The 16,618-nt window shown below is 72.9% G+C and carries 19 protein-coding genes; 7 read left to right on the forward strand and 12 right to left on the reverse strand.

The window, feature by feature from the left end:
* The first annotated feature begins 6 nt into the window (after window positions 1-6).
* From WME98_RS13560 to WME98_RS13585, 6 genes are all read left to right on the forward strand, one after another.
* Complete coding sequence (locus WME98_RS13560; protein WP_437953977.1) at window positions 7-1,224, forward strand: IscS subfamily cysteine desulfurase; 1,218 nt, start codon at window positions 7-9, stop codon at window positions 1,222-1,224.
* A 63-nt stretch (window positions 1,225-1,287) separates the two neighbouring features.
* Window positions 1,288-1,737, forward strand: coding sequence for a Fe-S cluster assembly scaffold IscU (iscU, locus tag WME98_RS13565; RefSeq protein WP_437951692.1), 450 nt, complete (start codon window positions 1,288-1,290; stop codon window positions 1,735-1,737).
* 48 nt (window positions 1,738-1,785) lie between these two features.
* Window positions 1,786-2,262 carry a HesB/IscA family protein gene (locus WME98_RS13570; protein WP_061623029.1) on the forward strand — a complete coding sequence of 159 codons (477 nt, stop codon included), beginning with the start codon at window positions 1,786-1,788 and terminating at the stop codon, window positions 2,260-2,262.
* 56 nt (window positions 2,263-2,318) lie between these two features.
* Window positions 2,319-2,855: a Fe-S protein assembly co-chaperone HscB gene (gene hscB, locus WME98_RS13575; protein ID WP_061623028.1), complete on the forward strand. Its 537-nt coding sequence runs from the start codon at window positions 2,319-2,321 to the stop codon at window positions 2,853-2,855.
* Entirely contained in the window at window positions 2,852-4,852 is a 2,001-nt protein-coding gene (hscA, locus tag WME98_RS13580; RefSeq protein WP_437951693.1) for a Fe-S protein assembly chaperone HscA, read from the forward strand. Before hscB ends, hscA begins: the two co-directional genes overlap by 4 nt.
* The gene (locus tag WME98_RS13585) at window positions 4,852-5,208 is read left to right on the forward strand and encodes a 2Fe-2S iron-sulfur cluster-binding protein (protein WP_437607172.1); all 357 of its coding nucleotides are present in this window, start codon (window positions 4,852-4,854) and stop codon (window positions 5,206-5,208) included. Before hscA ends, WME98_RS13585 begins: the two co-directional genes overlap by 1 nt.
* A 43-nt stretch (window positions 5,209-5,251) precedes the next feature.
* Here WME98_RS13585 and WME98_RS13590 read toward each other — a convergent pair whose 3' ends face one another.
* The gene (locus WME98_RS13590) at window positions 5,252-5,524 is read right to left on the reverse strand and encodes a hypothetical protein (protein WP_061623026.1); all 273 of its coding nucleotides are present in this window, start codon (window positions 5,522-5,524) and stop codon (window positions 5,252-5,254) included.
* A 310-nt stretch (window positions 5,525-5,834) separates the two neighbouring features.
* Between WME98_RS13590 and WME98_RS13595 the strand changes: the two genes are divergently transcribed.
* The gene (locus WME98_RS13595; RefSeq protein ID WP_437951694.1) at window positions 5,835-6,362 is read left to right on the forward strand and encodes a DUF4142 domain-containing protein; all 528 of its coding nucleotides are present in this window, start codon (window positions 5,835-5,837) and stop codon (window positions 6,360-6,362) included.
* A 65-nt stretch (window positions 6,363-6,427) separates the two neighbouring features.
* On the opposite strand, the gene WME98_RS13600 is transcribed toward WME98_RS13595, so the two are convergent.
* From WME98_RS13600 to WME98_RS13650, 11 genes are all read right to left on the reverse strand, one after another.
* Window positions 6,428-7,054 carry a hypothetical protein gene (locus WME98_RS13600; RefSeq protein WP_061623024.1) on the reverse strand — a complete coding sequence of 209 codons (627 nt, stop codon included), beginning with the start codon at window positions 7,052-7,054 and terminating at the stop codon, window positions 6,428-6,430.
* Window positions 7,051-7,689 (reverse strand): hypothetical protein, encoded by a 639-nt coding sequence (locus tag WME98_RS13605; RefSeq protein ID WP_437951695.1) that lies wholly within the window; start codon window positions 7,687-7,689, stop codon window positions 7,051-7,053. Before WME98_RS13605 ends, WME98_RS13600 begins: the two co-directional genes overlap by 4 nt.
* Before the next feature lie 147 nt (window positions 7,690-7,836).
* Window positions 7,837-8,241, reverse strand: a complete 405-nt coding sequence (locus WME98_RS13610; protein ID WP_437951696.1) for a hypothetical protein — start codon at window positions 8,239-8,241, stop codon at window positions 7,837-7,839.
* A gap of 213 nt (window positions 8,242-8,454) precedes the next feature.
* Window positions 8,455-9,546 (reverse strand): redox-regulated ATPase YchF, encoded by a 1,092-nt coding sequence (gene ychF, locus WME98_RS13615; RefSeq protein WP_437315428.1) that lies wholly within the window; start codon window positions 9,544-9,546, stop codon window positions 8,455-8,457.
* A gap of 98 nt (window positions 9,547-9,644) precedes the next feature.
* A complete protein-coding gene (locus tag WME98_RS13620) occupies window positions 9,645-10,595 on the reverse strand; it encodes a LysR family transcriptional regulator (protein WP_437951698.1) in 951 nt (316 codons plus the stop codon).
* 97 nt (window positions 10,596-10,692) lie between these two features.
* The gene (locus WME98_RS13625; protein WP_437951699.1) at window positions 10,693-11,805 is read right to left on the reverse strand and encodes a DegT/DnrJ/EryC1/StrS family aminotransferase; all 1,113 of its coding nucleotides are present in this window, start codon (window positions 11,803-11,805) and stop codon (window positions 10,693-10,695) included.
* Window positions 11,802-12,476: an acyltransferase gene (locus tag WME98_RS13630; RefSeq protein ID WP_437951700.1), complete on the reverse strand. Its 675-nt coding sequence runs from the start codon at window positions 12,474-12,476 to the stop codon at window positions 11,802-11,804. Before WME98_RS13630 ends, WME98_RS13625 begins: the two co-directional genes overlap by 4 nt.
* Entirely contained in the window at window positions 12,473-14,143 is a 1,671-nt protein-coding gene (locus WME98_RS13635) for a hypothetical protein (RefSeq protein ID WP_437951701.1), read from the reverse strand. The genes WME98_RS13630 and WME98_RS13635 overlap by 4 nt, the downstream gene beginning before the upstream one ends.
* Before the next feature lie 6 nt (window positions 14,144-14,149).
* Window positions 14,150-14,422 carry a preprotein translocase subunit SecG gene (gene secG, locus WME98_RS13640; protein ID WP_044986773.1) on the reverse strand — a complete coding sequence of 91 codons (273 nt, stop codon included), beginning with the start codon at window positions 14,420-14,422 and terminating at the stop codon, window positions 14,150-14,152.
* A gap of 117 nt (window positions 14,423-14,539) precedes the next feature.
* Entirely contained in the window at window positions 14,540-15,289 is a 750-nt protein-coding gene (gene tpiA / locus WME98_RS13645; RefSeq protein WP_437953978.1) for a triose-phosphate isomerase, read from the reverse strand.
* A gap of 89 nt (window positions 15,290-15,378) precedes the next feature.
* Window positions 15,379-16,614 (reverse strand): phosphoglycerate kinase, encoded by a 1,236-nt coding sequence (locus WME98_RS13650; RefSeq protein ID WP_061622049.1) that lies wholly within the window; start codon window positions 16,612-16,614, stop codon window positions 15,379-15,381.
* Window positions 16,615-16,618 lie beyond the last annotated feature (4 nt).

The following is a 16,618-nucleotide window of genomic DNA, read 5'->3' on the forward strand; positions in this document are numbered from 1 at the left end:
ATGGCCATCCAACTTCCGATCTACATGGACTACCACGCGACGACCCCGGTCGATCCGCGTGTCCTCGACGCCATGCTGCCGTACTTCAACAGCAAGTTCGGCAACGCCGCGAGCCGGAGCCACGTCTTCGGCTGGACCGCCGAGGAGGCCGTCAGCCACGCTCGCGAGACGCTCGCCAAGTTTGTCGGCGCGTCGAACCCGAAGGAGATCATCTTCACCTCCGGCGCGACCGAGAGCGACAACATCGCCATCAAGGGGGTCGCCGAGTTCTACAAGGACAAGGGCAACCACATCATCACGAGCGTCATCGAGCACAAGGCCGTGCTCGACACATGCAAACGGCTCGAGAAGCAGGGCTACGAGGTCACCTACCTCAAGGTCGACAAGTACGGGATGGTCGACCCGGACGACGTCGCCAAGGCGATCACCGACAAGACGATCCTCGTCTCGATCATGCTCGCCAACAACGAGGTCGGCACGGTCCAGCCCATCGCCGAGATCGGCAAGATCACGAAAGCGAAGGGCATCCTCTTCCACAGCGACGCGGTGCAGGGCGTCGGGAAAATCCCCTTCAACGTCGAGCAGATGGGGGTCGACCTCGCGTCGGTGACGGCCCACAAGATCTACGGGCCGAAGGGCATCGGCTGCCTGTACGTGCGCAGGTCGAAGCCGCGCGTCCGCATCACCGCGCAGATGGACGGCGGCGGCCACGAGTTCGGCATGCGGTCCGGCACGCTCAACGTGCCCGGCATCGTCGGGTTCGCCAAGGCCGCCGAGATCCTCCTGGAGGAGGGCGAGGCGGAGTCGGCGCGCATCCTGTCGCTGCGCGAGCGGCTCCGGACCCGGCTCTGGAAGGAGCTCGACGCCATCCAGCTGAACGGCTCGCCCGATCGGCGCCTGCCGGGCAACCTCAACGTGTCGTTCAGCTTCGTCGAGGGCGAGGCCATGATGATGGCGATCAAGGACGTGGCCGTCTCCAGCGGCTCGGCGTGCACGAGCGCCAGCCTCGAGCCCTCCTACGTCCTGCACGCCATGGGCATCGGCGACGACCTGGCCCACTCGTCCATCCGCTTCGGGCTCGGGCGCTTCACCACCGAGGAAGAGGTCGATCACGTCGCCGACCTCGTGATCCGCAAGGTGAACAAGCTGCGCGACATGTCGCCGCTCTACGAGATGCACAAAGAGGGGATCGACCTCAACAGCGTGCAGTGGGCGGCCCACTGAGGGGCCGCGCAGGCCCGTCAGAGCAAGGTTTCGAGAGGAAAGGAAACGGTCGAGGAGAGAGCCATGGCATACAGCAATAAGGTCATCGAGCACTACGAGAACCCCCAGAACGTCGGCACGCTCGACAAGAATGACGAGCGCGTCGGCACCGGGCTCGTCGGCGCTCCGGCCTGCGGCGACGTCATGCGCTTGCAGATCAAGGTCGGCGAGGGCGGCGTCATCGAGGACGCGAAGTTCAAGACGTTCGGCTGCGGGTCGGCCATCGCGTCGTCGTCGCTCGCCACCGAGTGGCTGAAGGGCAAGACGATCGACGAGGCGGAGACGATCAAGAACAGCATGATCGCCGAGGAGCTCCACCTGCCCCCGGTGAAGATCCACTGCTCGGTCCTCGCCGAGGACGCGATCAAGAGCGCGATCGCCGACTTCCGAGCCAAGCAGCAGGCGAAGAAGGAGCTCGGCGGCGCCGCGCCCGCGGGCGCCGCCGAGGGCACCGCGACGGCGAGCGCGAAGTAACACACCGGCTTCCGGGGCGGCCCGGAGCACCGGAGAGGGAGCAGCGCCATGCAGACCAGCGAGGAGACGACCACGACCAGAGCCGCGGACGGCGGGGCCCAGCCCGCGCCCGCCGCGGCGGATGCCGCGCCCGCGCAGAGCAGCGGGGCCGCGGGAGAGGCGGAGGCCAAGTCGAAGCGGACGATCTCGGTGAGCGACGCGGCGGTCCAGGCCATCCGCGCCCAGCTCGCCAAGCGCGGCACGCCCGAGGGCGCCATCCGGGTCGGGATCCGCGGCGGCGGCTGCTCCGGGTTCTCCTACGTCATCGAGTTCGAGGACAAACCGCCCCGATCCGGCGATTTCGTCCTGGAGTTCGCGGAGCCGGGCAAGGCCACGGTGCGCGTCTTCTGCGACAAGAAGAGCATCCTCTACCTGGGCGGCTCGGTGCTCGACTGGGAGAAGACGCTCATGTACCAGGGCTTCAAGTTCAAGAACCCGCACGAGGCGACGCGCTGCGGCTGCGGGCACTCGTTCACGGTGGCCTGAGCCGCCGCTGGGAGCGCCCGCCCTCGCCGCCGAGGCGCTCCTCCCCAGAGCACGTGATGACCGATCCCTTCGATATCCTGGGCGTCGAGCCTCGGTTCGACCTCGACCTGCGCGCGCTCGAGCAGCGCCACCGCGATCTCTCGCGCGCGCTCCACCCCGATCGCTACGCGGGCGCCCCCGCGGCCGAGCGGAGGCTCGCGCTGGGGCGCGCGATCGAGGCGAACGACGCCCTGCGCGTCCTCAGGGATCCGATCCGCCGGGCCGAGGCGCTGCTCCAGCGCGCCGGGATCGCGCGGGGCGAGGAGGGCGAGCAGAAGGCCTCCCCCGCCCTGCTGATGGAGATGATGGAGTCGCGCGAGGAGCTCTCCGAGGCGTCGAAGCGGCGCGATCGCGCGCGGATCGCGCGTCTCGGCGACGGGATGCGGGCGCGCGAGCAGGCGACCCTCGCCGCCATCCAGGCGGCCTTCGCCGCCGCAGGGGGCGACCCGGAACGGATGAAGGGCGTGCTCGCCATGCTGAGCGAGCTCCGCTACATCCGGCGCTTCCTCGACGAAGTGAGCGCAATCGAAGAAGAACTCGCGGATCAGACATGACCCTCCTCGAAATTTTCGACCCCAAGGCAAGGCCCAGCCCGATCGGCATCGATCTCGGGACGACGAACTCGCTCGTCGCCCGCGTGCGCGACGGCCGGCCCGTGGTCATCGACGACTGCAACGGCGAGCGGCTCGTGCCGTCGGTGGTGCACTACGACGAGCGCGGCCACGCGATCGTGGGCGACAGCGCGCGGCGGATGGCGCAGAGCCACCCGCGCGAGACGATCGTCAGCGTGAAGCGCTTCATGGGCCGCGGCGCGAACGACCCGGAGACGCGGCGGCTCGGGCCGTACGAGTTCGTGGAGCCGAAGGGCCCCGACGACGCGAAGAGCGTGCGCTTCAAGGTGCGCGACCAGGTCGTGACGCCCGTCGAGGTGTCGGCGGAGATCCTGAGGGAGCTCCGCACCTCGGCCGAGCGCGAGCTGCGGTCCGTGGGCGGCGCGGTGATCACGGTGCCGGCCTACTTCGACGACGCCCAGCGGCAGGCGACCAAGGACGCCGGCCGGCTGGCCGGGCTGGAGGTGCTGCGCCTGCTCAACGAGCCGACGGCCGCGGCGCTCGCGTACGGGCTCGACAAGCAGCAAAACGGCCTGTTCGCCGTCTACGACCTCGGCGGCGGGACGTTCGACATCACCGTCCTGCTGCTCGACGACGGGGTCTTCCAGGTGAAGTCGACCGGCGGCGACAGCGCGCTCGGCGGCGACGACATGGACCGGGCGCTCGCCGAGCGGCTGCTCCAGGAGATGGGCGCGGCGCGGCGCACGCCCGAGGTGGTGCGGCTCGCGCTCGACACCGCCCGCAGCATCAAGCACGCGCTCACCGACGCGGAGCGGGTCGAGGTCGAGCTGCCCGCGCAGGCGGGCGGCGGCCAGCCGGCGTCGAAGGTCGTGACCGTGACCCGCGACGAGCTGAACGCGCTCATCGCGCCCATCGTGGAGCGCACGGGCGCGGCCTGCCGCCGCGCGCTCCGCGACGCGGGCGTCCAGGCCGCGGACGTCGACGGCGTGATCCTCGTGGGCGGCGCGACGCGCGTGCCGTACGTGCGCGACTACGTGGCGAAGCTCTTCGGCAAGGAGCCGCTCAAGGACATCGATCCGGAGGAGGTCGTCGCGCTCGGCGCGGCGATCCAGGCCGACATCCTGGCCGGCTCGATGGAGCGCGCGGACGAGGTGCTCCTGCTCGACGTGCTGCCGCTGTCGCTCGGCATCGAGACGATGGGCGGCGTCGCCGAGAAGATCCTGCCGAGGAACACGACGATCCCGGCCGGGGCGCGGCAGGTCTTCACGACCTACGCCGACAACCAGACCGGGTTCGACCTGCACATCGTGCAGGGCGAGCGGGAGCTCGCCGCCGACTGCAGGTCGCTCGCGCGCTTCGTGCTGAAGGGGATCCCGCCGATGCCCGCGGGCATGGCGCGGCTCGAGGTGACGTTCCGCGTGGACGCCGACGGTCTGCTCGGCGTGACCGCGCGCGAGCTGACGACCGGGGTCGAGCAGAAGGTCGAGGTGAAGCCGAGCTACGGGCTGACCGACGAGGAGGTGGAGAACATGCTCCTCGCGGCGCTCGACCACGGCGAGGAGGACCTGCTCAAGCGGCGGCTCGTCGAGGCGCGGGTCGAGGGCGAGCGCGTGGCGATGGCGACGCGCAAGGCGCTCTCCGCGGACGCCGACCTGCTCGGGCCAGGCGAGCGCGAGGCGATCGAGGCGGCGCTGAGCGCCCTCGACGCGGCGATCCGCGGCGACAAGCCGGGGCTGATCCAGGCGCGCACCGACGCGCTCGACGACGCGACGCGCGCGTGGGCGGGGCGGCGGATGGACCGCGCCGTGGCCAAGGCGATCGCGGGCAAGCAGGTCGAGGACGTCGAGGCGAACGTCGCCGCGGCGAAGGGCGTGGACGCGCACCTGGCCGAGCACCGCGGGGACGACGCGGGCCGCGCGGCGGCCGAGGCGGGCGGCGCCAGCGCGGCGCAGGCCGCCGTCGAAGCGAGGAGGAGCTGATGGCCAAGGTCCGCTTTCTGGCGCACGGTCGCGCGTGGGAGGTCGAGGTCCCGGTGGGGTCGACCGTCCTCCAGGCATCGAAGTCCGTCGGCGCCCCCGAGGGCGATGCGTGCGGCGGCGTCTGCGCGTGCTCCACCTGCCACGTGTACGTCACGAAGGGGCGCGAGCTCCTCAGCGAGGCCGAGGAGGACGAGGAGGACATCCTCGACAAGGCGTTCGACGTGCGGTCGAGCAGCCGCCTCGGCTGTCAGGCGAAGATCCTGAGGGACGGCGATATCGAGGCGGAGATCTCCCGGGAGAGCCTCGACGCCTTCTACAACGAGCACCCGAACGTGAAGGATCCGCGCAAGGGCTGAGCCCTCCGCGCGCCCGCCGAGCGCGGGCCGGCCGGGGCCGGGGTCACGACGGCGGTCTCGACTTCGCCGGCGGCTTCGGCTCGCGCGGCGCGGGCGGCGGGTTGCGGAGCTTGTCCAGCTCGGTGCGCGCCTCCGCGGTGATGCGGCGAGCGATGTGGGCGAAGGCCGAGGCGGCCTCCTTGGCGGGCGGCGTCGAGACGATGGCGACGAGGTGCTGCGCGGCCGTCTTCCTGCCGATGGGGACGAGGAAGAAGGTCAGGGCGGCGAGCAGGAAGACGATGCCGTTCGTGAGGCGCTTGAAGAAATCGCCGACCACAGGCGCCGAGGGTAGATGAGCGAGCAGCCTGGGCCCAGTTCTTGGGGGTCGTTTGCCCTTCGACGAGGCGCCGGAGGCCGCGCGCCGACGCCGAGCGCGCGGGCCGCCGCACGGCCGCGGCAGGCCGCCCCGTGACCGCTGCCCCTTGCCAGAGCGCCGGGGTCTCACGACAGATCACGGGTGGCTCGACCGGGGGCACCGAGCCGTGGAGTCCGGCCGCGCCGGTTCCATGCAGCGCTCGGCGCGTCCCCCCGGCGAGAGCCGGAACAAGGAGGGGACGAAAATGCTCAGGCCTGTTTTATTCACCATCTTGATCGGGACAGCGATCCTGCCGGCCTCGGTGGCCGCGCAGGGGCAGGGTTCGACAGGGCATCAGGGCCAGGCTGGCGAGGTCAAGCTCAGCAAGGCTGACCGGGAGTTCGTCGAGAAGGCTGGCCAGGGAGGGCTCCTCGAGGTGCGGCTCGGGCAGGTCGCGCAGCAGCGCGCCGCGAGCCCGGAGGTGAAGCGCTTCGCGCAGCGGATGATCGACGACCACTCCGCGGCGAACAAGCGGCTCGCCCAGGTCGCGCAGCAGAAGGGCATGCTCGTGCCGCAGGAGCTCGACAAGGATCACCGCGAGAAGGTCGACAAGCTGTCGCAGAAGACAGGGACCGAGTTCGACCAGGCCTACATGAGCGCGATGGTCGACGACCACGAGCACGACGTCGCGAAGTTCGAGAAGGCCTCGAAGGAGGCGAAGGACGCCGATGTGAAGGGCTTCGCCGCCGCGACGCTCCCGCAGCTCCGCGAGCACCTCGCGATGGCGAAGCAGATCCACGGCAAGGTGAAGGGGAAGTAGCGGCGCGGGCGCGCCGGCCGCGCGCGGCGCGGCGCGGCGCGGATAATGCTCGGCCGAGGGCCGGCTCAGGCGACGACGCGCGCCGCGCGCTCGGGCGCCGCCGCGGGCGGCGGGGTCGTCCTCGACCTCGCCGCGCCGCGGACCGGCGCGAGCTTGCCCCGGAGCTTCTGGTACGCGGCCGCGTCGATCGGCTCGCCCCGCACCCAGGCGCGGAGGAACGGCAAGACGCCCGTCTCCCACGCGGCGCTGAGGCGCAGCGCGAGGAACTCGCCGTAGAGCGCCGTGAAGAGCGTCTCGAGCTCCTCGATGAGGTACATGCGCTCGTAGAACTGCTCGTCCACGGCGTCCTTGACGACGCTCGGGATCTTGACGCCCGCGAGCGCGAACGCGTCGGCGTTGAAGAGGAACGCGTACTCGAGCTCTCCGCGGGTGACGCGGACGCGCGCCTGCGACGGGAGCTTGCCCTGGCGCAGCGCCTCGTGGGCCTCGGGGGCGCTGCTCGGCGCCGCGCCCTTGAGCCGGCTCTGCTCCTTCTCCTGGACGAGCGTGATCTGCCCCTCGAGCCAGAGCTCGCAGACGCCGAGGGCGTCGAGGGAGAAGCGGCCCTCGAAGAGCTCGCTCTCGAACCAGAGCCAGACAAGGAATTCTCGGCCGACGAACCGGCGCTGCTCGATCAGCTCGGCGAGGCTCACAGGGCACCTCCAAGGGTCGATTCGGCGTGGAAGACGGTGGGCTTGAGCACCTCGAACGCGGCCAGCTGCTCGCTCGTCAGGCCGAGCTCGCGGGCGGCCGTGTAGGGGCTCTCGGGCACGAGATCGAGCTCGAAGGTGTCCTCGAAGAGCTCCGCGAGCCCCTCGTGCGCGCGCGGCGACTGGTTCCAGAACCGCACGACGCCGGCCTCCAGGTTCCAGGAGAGGTCGACGACCTTCATCACTGGCATGAGCTGCGCGCGGAGCTTCCTCGACACGACCGCGCGGAGCTCCTCCTTCTCGCGCCGCCCGAGCTTCTCGCGGCCGCGCTTGGCGAGGTGCTCCCGCTCCGCCTCGGCGAAATGCGCCTTGAAGAGCGCCGCGGGCACCTGCCAGCGATCGGTCCTGAGGCCGAGGTTGAGGTACGAGTTGAAGAAGATCTTGCCGTGATCGAGCTCGCAATCGAGCGGGTTCTCGATGGAGCACCACCCGGCGCGCTGCTCCGCGTCCTCGTCGACCGTCAGCGGCCGGAACGCGCGGAGCTGGATTCGCTCGACGAACTTGTCGCGGAACCCCTCGGGGAGGTCGCCGCGGACATAGAACTTCGAGAATGAGATGGATCCTTTGAGTGCGCCCAAATGATCGTCCTTTCGTCCCGTGAAGGCGACGGAGGTAGCCGAGCGGATCTGGGGGGTCAAAAAACCGGACGCCGCGGCGCCGCCGTGGCGGCGACGCGCGGCGAGGGCGCCGGCCGCCCGGGGGGGGGGCGGCGCGGCGCGCTCGGATCAGAGCGGCTGGGCGAGCGGCGGGCGCCGCCAGCGGCCCGCGAACGGGCCGGTGAGGTAGAAGCGGTAGCGAAGGAAGTACGGCCGGTCGTCGGGACCGCAGAACGCGACGGTGGACCGCACGAAGCGCCCGAAGGCGTCGTCGCCGGGAGCCGCCGCGGACCTGTGGCCGAGGGCCGGCGCGGGCGTCGCGGGGAAGCGGGGCGGCTCGCCCGCGAGGAACCCGTGCGGCAGCGCGCACGGCGCGGGCGGAGGAGGCGCCGGCGACGCGTCGCCGCCCGGGTCCGGAGCGGCCGCCTCCTCGGGGGGGACGTCGGTCGCGGCAGCGACGCAGGCCGCCGCGGCGCCCGCCGGCGAGATGAGGAGAACCAGCACACACAACGCGCCGCCGCTCGCCCTGGGCACCGCCGCCTCCGTTCACGAGGCGCAAGGCCGGCCGGAACGCCGGCGGTCGCGGCCGGTACACCGCGCCTGCGCACACGGCCGAGGAGCAACGGCGATGCCGCGCCGCCCGCGAAGCAGGGGCACGCGCCCAGCAGGAACGCGCGCAGCGCAGGGGCGCTGCGCGCGCGCTCGAGAGGACCCGCGGCGAGCGGGCGCGCTCGAGGAACGGAGAGATCAGACGTTGAAGAGGAAGTGCGTGACGTCGCCGTCCTGGAAGACGTACGTCTTGCCCTCCACACGAAGCTTGCCGGCGCTGCGGATGGCGGCCTCGGTCCGGTGCTCGACGAGGTCGTCCACGCTGTAGACCTCCGCCCGGATGAAGCCCTTCTCGAAATCGCTGTGGATGACGCCCGCGGCCTGCGGCGCCGTGCACCCGACCGGGATCGTCCAGGCGCGGATCTCCTTGGGACCGGCCGTGTAGTAGCTCTGGAGGCCGAGGAGCCGGTAGGCCTCGCGCGCGAGCGTCGCGAGCGCCGGCTCCTTCATGCCCAGGCTCTCGAGCATCTCCGCGCGCTCCTCGGGCGCGAGCTCGTTCAGCTCGGCCTCGAGCTTGCTGCACACCGGCACGACGCCGCTGCCCTCGGAGGCGGCGCGCTCGCGCACCTTCGCCGCGAGCGGGCCCGTGCCGGAGACGTCGGACTCGTCGACGTTCGCCACGTAAAGGACCTTCTTCGAGGTGATCAGCCCGAACGTCTTCACGACCTTCCGCTGCTCCTCGTCGAAGGAGAGCCCGCGGACCGGCTTGCCCGCCTGGAGCGCCTCGAGACACTTCTCCATGAGGGCGATCTTCGGCAGGAGCTCCTTGTCGCCCTTCGCCTGCTTCTTCGTGCGCTCCAGCATCCCCTCGAGCGAGCCGAGGTCGGCCAGCATGAGCTCCGTCTCGATCGTGTCGATGTCGCGGAGCGGATCGACGCCGCCGTCGACGTGCACGACGTCGGCGACCGTGAAGCAGCGGACGACGTGGAGGATCGCGTCTACCTCTCGGATATGGCTCAGGAATTTGTTCCCGAGCCCCTCGCCCGTGCTCGCGCCGCGCACGAGCCCGGCGATGTCGACCACCCGCACCATGGCGGGGACGATCTTCTCGGTCTTGATGTACTTCGCGAGCGTCGCGAGCCGATCGTCAGGGACAGGGACGGCGCCGACGTTGGGCTCGATCGTGCAGAACGGGTAGTTCTGCGCCTCGGCCTTCGCGGCCGTCAGGGCGTTGAACAGGGTGCTCTTGCCCACGTTGGGCAGTCCGACGATGCCGACCTCGACGCTCATGGCGCGCACGTCTAGCACAGGGAGGGTCGCGCGGCCCGGCGCCGCGGCAGATCCGCCCTAAGGGGCTTCCGGACCCGAGATGGTTTCGCGGCCGTCCGTCAGCGCCGCGCGCGAGCCGGCGCGCGCAGGGCGCCGGCGAGGTGGTCGACGAACGCGCGCACCCGCGCGGGCAGAAAGCGCGACGGGAGGTACACCGCGACGACCCGGCGGCGCACCGGCAGCCACCCGGCGAGCACCTCGCGCAGGCGGCCGGCGGCGACGTCGTCCGCGACGAGGTACGCGGGGAGCTCGGCCAAGCCGAGGCCGGCGCGCGTCGCCTCGAGCACCGCGAGGACGCTGTCGCTCGAGAAGACCGCGGGCACCCGCGCCGGCGCCTCGGCGCCGCCGGGCTCGACGAGGCGAAAGACGACGTGCGACGCGCCGCCCGGGCCGTAGCGGAGCCCGGCGTGCGCGCCGAGCTCGGCCGCGTCGCGCGGGGCGCGGCGCCCGCGGAGGTAGCCCGGGCTCGCGTAGAGGCCGCGCCGGTCGTCCTCGAGCGGGCGCGCGACGAGCTCGGCGGGCGGGGCGGTGACCATGCGGACCGCGACGTCGATCCGCTCCTCGACAAGGTCGGCGAGCCGGTCGCCGCAGCGGAGATCGACGGTCACGCCCGGGTGCTCGGCCTGGAAGCGCGCGCAGATCGGGGCGACGCGGCACGCGCCGTAGACCGCCGGCGCCGCGACGCGCAGCGGGCCGCGCACCGCCTGGTCGCGCGCTGCGATGTCGCGCTCGAGCGACTCGACGTCGGCGAGGAGCTGCCGGCCGCGCGCGACGTACGCCTCGCCGAGATCGGTGAGCGAGACCCGGCGCGTCGTGCGCTGCACGAGCCGCACGCCGAGCCGCGCCTCGGCGCGGGAGACGGCCTTGCTCACGGCCGACGGGGTGAGCCCCAGCCGCTCCGCCGCCGCGGAGAACGAGCGCAGATCCGCGATCGCGACCAGGAGCCTCAGCGCGTGCGCGGCCTCGCTCGGGTCGATCGATGAACCGAGCTCACGAATCTTGGCCTCCACGCGCCGATTGTACGCCGCATCCGCCGGAGGCCGCCGCCCGGCGCTCGCTCGAGGTGCCTCGCGCGCTCCTCCTGCCCGCGCGCGGGAGGGCCGGCCGTCAGCCGAAGAACGCGCGGATCGCGGCCGCCACGCGCGCGACCTCTTCTCCGGTGAGCTCGGGGAAGATGGGGAGCGCGAGCGTCTCGCGCGCGGCGGACTCGGCGACCGGGAGGGCGCCGGCGGGCGGGCCGAGCGGCGCGAAGCAGGGCTGAAGGTGGAGCGGCGCCGGATAGTAGATCTCGGTGCCGACGCCCCGCGCGGCGAGGAAGCTCCGCAAGCGGTCGCGCAGCGACGCGTCGTGCAGGCGAATCACGTACTGGTTGAACGTGTGCCCGGCGTCGCCGGCGTCCGGCAGCGAGATCGGCAGGCCCGCGCCGCCGAGGAGCGACGCGTACTGCGCGGCGTGATCGCGCCGCCGCTCGAGGAGCGCGCCGAGCCGCGGCAGCTTGCGCCGGAGGAGCGCCGCCTGGAGCGCGTCGAGCCGGAAGTTGCCGCCGACCAGCGTGTGGCGATGCTTCTCGCGAGCGCCCTGCGCCCGCAGCGCGCGGACGCGATCGGCGAGGTCGCCGTCGTCGGTGGTCACGAGCCCGCCGTCGCCGAAGCCGCCGAGGTTCTTGGTCGGGAAGAACGAGAAGCACCCGAGGCGCCCGAGCGCGCCCGCGCGGCGGCCCGCGCGCTCGGCGCCGAACGCCTGGGCCGCGTCCTCGATGATCGGCACGCCCCGCGCGACGGCGAGGAGCTCGTCCATGGGCGCGCAGGCGCCGAAGAGGTGGACGGCGACGACCGCCCGGGTGCGCGCGGTCAGCGCGCGCGCCAGGGAGGCGGGATCCAGGTTGAAGGAGCCGGGGAGCACGTCCGCGAAGACCGGCCGCGCGCCGGTGCGATGGACAGCGCCGGCGGTCGCGAAGAAGGTGTACGCGGGGCACACCACCTCGTCGCCCGCGCCGACGCCGAACGCCATCAGCGCGGCGAGCAGCGCGTCGGTGCCGGACGAGACGCCGATCGCGTGCCGGACGCCGAGGTACGCGGCGCACTCCGACTCGAAGGCCTCGACCTCCGGACCGAGGATGTAGCGGCCGCTCTGGACCACCGACTGGAACACGGCGGTGAGCTCGCCCTGCATGGCGAGATCGCCGCGGGCGCGGTCGAAGAAGGGGACCGGCGGCGTCATCCCTCGTCGTCCTCCGCCGGGGGGAGATCGCGGTAATGGCGCGCGGCCGCGGCGCGGGGCGCCGGCAGCGGCGCGTCCTCGTCGAGATCGAGGCAACGGACGATCTCGCCGCGGCGCTCGTAACGATAGCCGCTCTCGGGGCAGCGCATCAGGCCGTCGCCCGAGGCGACGAGCTTGTGACCGTGGCGGCTCATCCAGCCGGTGCGCCGGGCCGGCACGCCGGTGACGAGCGCGTAGTCGGGGACGTCGCGGGTGACCACGGCGCCGGCGCCGATGAACGCGTGGCGCCCGATCGTGACGCCGCAGACGATGGTGGCGTTGGCGCCCACGGTGGCGCCGCGGCGAAGGCGCGTCCTGTCGAGGAAGGCGCGGCGGTCGATCTGCGCGCGCGGGTTGACGACGTTGGTGAGGACGGCGGAGGGGCCGAGGAACACGTCGTCCTCGACCAGGGCGCCGTCATAGACAGACACGTTGTTCTGGATCCGGACGCCATCGCCGATGACGGCGGTGCCCGCGACGAAGACGTTCTGCCCGAGAACGCAGCCGCGGCCGATGCGCGCGCCCGCGGAGACGTGGCAGAAGTGCCATATCCTCGTGCCCTCGCCGATGTCGCACGGCTCGTCGATGCACGCCGACGCGTGCGCGAAGAACGGCCTCGCGGGCTGGCTCACGGCGCGGCCTCCGGCGCCGGGTCGGCGGGAGGCGCGAGGCGCCGGGCGCGGTCCTCCGGCGCGGCGCGGTCCTCCGGCGCGCCGGCCGCCGAGGGCGCGGCCCAGAGCCCGAAGGCGCCGCGCGTCGCGAGCGGCGGGCCGGCGAGGTCGAGCACCGACGGACGGACGCGCCCGATGAGGTAGACGGCGCCCAGCGCGGCGGCGCGGCGCGCGAGCGACGCGGGGTCGTCGAAGCTCGAGCGGACCGGAGGATCGCGCGGGTCGATCGAGCGATCCGGGTGCGCGCCCCAGGGACGGCCCAGGGCGGCGAGCGTCGCGAGGTGGCCATAGTCGACGACCTCGATCAGGAGGGGCGCCGAGGGAGGCGTGAGCTCCGCGGCGGCGCGGCCGATGGCGACCTCGTCGGTCCGCGGGTTGAAGTGCTCGCGGCGGAGGTGCGGGCGGAAGAAGAGGCCGACGCAGAGCACGGCCACGAGCGCGCCGGCGAGCGCCCGCCGCGCCCCGGACGAGGCGCCGCGGAAGGCGCGCGCCAGGAGATCGCCGACGGCGAGCGCGAGCAGGAGCAAGGCGAGGAGGGTGGCGCGCTCGGGGTGATGCGTGGGCGCGCCGTCGCGCACGAGCGCGAGCGAGAGCGCGGCGATCTGGAGGGCGGCGACCGCGCCGGGGAGCGCGTACGGACGGGCGGCGCGGAGGAGCGGCGGGAGCGGGCGGGCCGCCCCCGGCGCGGCGCCGCGGCGGGCGCGCCAGGCGACGAGGGCGAGGGCGATGGGGCTCAGGAAGAGCTCGGGCTCCTCGCGGACCATCGCGGCGGGATACGCGAAGAGCCGCAGCAGGGAGCCGTCGCTGCCCGGGCCGAGCGCGCTGCGGTACGAGGCGACGCGGGCCAGGAAGTGCAGCGCCTCCCCGTGGGCGACGCGGTTCCAGGCGATCCACGCGGCGGGCCCGGCGAGCGCCGCGAGCGCCGCGAGCGCGAGCGTCGCCTGCGCGGCGCGGCCCTGGCCGAGGCGGACGGCCGAGAGCAGCGCCATCGCCGCGAAGACGGCGGCGACGGGCCAGGGCTCGTACCGGGAGAGCGTCGCCAGCGCGAGCGCGAGCGCGCCGAGGAGGGCGCGGCCGGCCGGGGGCGCAGGCCCGGCCGGCGGCGTGACGAGCGACGCCACCGCGAACAGCGTGAGCGCCGCGGTCGGCAGCTCGGGGACCGTCGCCACGCCGAGGCAGGCGCTCCACGGAAAGGCGCCGGCGACCAGCGTGCCGGCGAGCGCGGCGCGGCGGTCGCCCGTGATCCAGCGGGCGGAGATGTAGATGAGCGCGGACGACGCGACGCCGAGCGCGAAGGCGATGGCGCGGGCGACCTCGAGGGTCGGCGCGAAGACGCGGAAGAGCGTGCCGTTAAGCCAGAAGGGGACGGGGAGCCAGCTGGTCCCGGTCGGGTCGAGCCGGGGCGCGTGGGCCCACGCCTGCGCGAGGACCACGCGCGCGAAGTCGTCGTCGCTGACCGCGCGGAAGCCGAGCGCGACGACCAGCGCGGAGACTGCAGCCTTGGCGAGGGCGACGAGGGCAAGGTCGCGCGCGAGAGGGACGGCGGAGGTCACGGCCCCGGCCGCGAACGACCCCGCGTCGAGCGCGCTGCCCGCCTCCCTCCCCGGCGCGGGAGCGGGCCGCAGCACGCGAGCCTACTTCTCCTGGGATCGCTCGAACTCGCGCAGCTCGCGGTCGCCCGCCGACGAGAGGTAGGCGAGCGCCACGCTCGTCGTCATGAAGACGGCGGCGCAGATGGCCGTGAGGCGGGTCATGAAGTTGCCCGCGCCGCGGCCGCCGAACACCTGGGCCGTCGCGCCGCCCATGGCCGAGCCCATCCCGCCCCCGCGGCCCTGCTGGAGGAGCACGACGAGGATCAGGAACAGACAGACGAACACGTGCACGATGTTGAGGAACGTGTGAAGCATCGGCGTCTTTCTGCTGGGTCGTTCTGGCCCGCGCGACGGGCCCAGGGGCAAACGTGCGAGAGGGGTGCGAGAGGGCAGGCCGGCGCCCCCGCCGCGAGGCGGGGGCGGCCCGCCGATCTACCCCTGTTCGGCGCGCTCCGCCAGTCGGTGCGCGGCGTCGACGATCTTGGCGAAGCCGGCGGCGTCGAGCGAGGCCCCGCCGACCAGGGCGCCGTCGATGTCGTCCTGGCCGAGCAGCCCCTCGGCGTTGTCGGCCTTCACGCTGCCGCCGTAGAGGATGCGCGTGACGCCGGCGAGGTCCTCCGAGGCCTTCGCGAGCAGGCCGCGGATGAACGCGTGCACCTCCTGAGCGTCCTCGGCGCGCGCGACCTTGCCCGTCCCGATCGCCCAGACCGGCTCGTAGGCGATGACGCCGAAGCCGGGCTGCTTGGCGAGTTCGTCGAGGAAGGCGCGGACCTGGCGCTCGACCACGGCGAGCGTGTCGCCCGCCTCGCGCTGCTCGAGCGTCTCGCCGACGCAGACGATGGGGCGCAGCTCGGCCGCGATCGCCGAGGCGACCTTCCGGGCCACCGCCTCGTCGGTCTCCGCGAACAGCTGCCGCCGCTCGCTGTGGCCGAGGATGACCCAGGTCGCGCCCGCGTCCTTGAGCATGCCCGAGGAGATCTCGCCGGTGAACGCCCCGGAGACCTCGGCGCTCATGTTCTGCGCGGCGATGCCGACCTCGCTCTTCGCCTCCGCGAGCTCGTGCGCCACGGCGGCGATCGCGGTGAACGGCGGCGCGACCACCACCTCGGCCCGGGTGAGCTCGCGGGTCGCCTTGGCGACGGCCGCCGCCAGCGGGCAGGCGTCCTGCCCGCCGGCGTTCATCTTCCAGTTGCCGGCGATGAGCGGACGACGCGAGCCCGCCCGCGGGGCGGCGCCCGTGGCTTCGGGCGCACCCCCGTCGTTCACGGGCTTCACTCGCTCACCTCGGCCGACCGGAGCGCCTCGACGCCCGGCAGCCGCTTGCCCTCGATGAGCTCGAGCGAAGCGCCGCCGCCGGTCGAGATGTGATCGAAGCCCTTGGCGATCTGCTCGCCGGCCTGCTTGACCGCCGCCGCGCTGTCGCCGCCGCCGACCACCGTGAAGCCGGACGCGCCGCTCATGATGCGCGCGACGTCGAACGTGCCCCTGGAGAAGGCGGGCGTCTCGAAGAGGCCCATCGGGCCGTTCCAGAACACCGTCTTCGCCTTCTCGATCGCCTTGCCGAACAGATCGACAGAGCGCGGGCCGATGTCGAGCGCCATCGTGCCCTCGGGGATCGCGTCGACCGACGCGGCCTCGCCCTGCGTCGCGTCGATGCCCGAGGCGACCACGGCGTCGACGGGGAGCAGGAGCTGGATGCCCCGATCGCGCGCCTTGCTCATGATCGTGCGCGCGAGCGGGAGCTTGTCCTCCTCGATCCGGCTCTTCTGCACGTTCTTGCCCTGCGCGGCGAGGAAGGTGTTCGCCATCGCGCCGCCGATGCACAGGGTGTCGACCACGTTGAGGAGCGCCTCGACGACGTCGATCTTGTCGGAGACCTTGGCGCCGCCGAGGACGGCGACGTACGGCTTCTCCGGGCGATCGGTGAGCCGGGTGAGCGCCTTGAGCTCCTTCAGGAGGAGCAGGCCGGCGGCGCGCTCGCGCACGAGGCGCGGCAGCGCGTGCACCGACGCGTGGGCGCGGTGCACGGCGCCGAAGGCGTCGTCGACGTAGACGTCACAGAGCTCGGCGAGCTGGCGCGCGAAGGCCTCGTCGTCCTTCTCCTCCTCCTCGTGGAAGCGGAGGTTCTCCAGGAGACAGATCTGGCCCGCGCGCAGGTCGTAGATGACCTTCTTGGGCGAGTCGCCGACGCAGTCGTCGGGCAGATGGACCTCGTAGCCGGTGAGCTCACTGAGCCGCCCACCGCACGGCTCCAGGGAGAGCCCCTCGGTCTTGCCCGGCTTCGGGCGGCCGAGGTGCGACGCGAGGATCACCTTCGCGCCCGCCTCCATGACGAGCTTGATCGTCGGGATCGCCTCGCGGATGCGCGAGTCGTCCGTGATCTTGCCCGTCTTCTTGTCGAGCGGGACGTTGAAGTCGACGCGGATGAAGACGCGCTTGCCGCTGAGGCCGCCGGCGTCGCCGGCCGCGGCGAGGTCCTCGACAGAGCGGATTCCGGTGAGCTTCACGGCG

Source organism: Sorangium sp. So ce296 (genome assembly GCF_051529605.1).
GTDB classification, from domain to species: domain Bacteria; phylum Myxococcota_A; class Polyangia; order Polyangiales; family Polyangiaceae; genus Sorangium; species Sorangium cellulosum_D.

Coding starts and splice junctions, on each gene's coding strand:
- ychF (WP_437315428.1), bottom strand. CDS start 9,546: ATGAGCGTCGAGGTCGGCATCGTCGGACTGCCCAACGTGGGCAAGAGC.
- hscA (WP_437951693.1), top strand. CDS start 2,852: ATGACCCTCCTCGAAATTTTCGACCCCAAGGCAAGGCCCAGCCCGATC.
- WME98_RS13585 (WP_437607172.1), top strand. CDS start 4,852: ATGGCCAAGGTCCGCTTTCTGGCGCACGGTCGCGCGTGGGAGGTCGAG.
- WME98_RS13625 (WP_437951699.1), bottom strand. CDS start 11,805: ATGACGCCGCCGGTCCCCTTCTTCGACCGCGCCCGCGGCGATCTCGCC.
- secG (WP_044986773.1), bottom strand. CDS start 14,422: ATGCTTCACACGTTCCTCAACATCGTGCACGTGTTCGTCTGTCTGTTC.
- iscU (WP_437951692.1), top strand. CDS start 1,288: ATGGCATACAGCAATAAGGTCATCGAGCACTACGAGAACCCCCAGAAC.
- tpiA (WP_437953978.1), bottom strand. CDS start 15,289: ATGAACGCCGGCGGGCAGGACGCCTGCCCGCTGGCGGCGGCCGTCGCC.
- WME98_RS13570 (WP_061623029.1), top strand. CDS start 1,786: ATGCAGACCAGCGAGGAGACGACCACGACCAGAGCCGCGGACGGCGGG.
- hscB (WP_061623028.1), top strand. CDS start 2,319: ATGACCGATCCCTTCGATATCCTGGGCGTCGAGCCTCGGTTCGACCTC.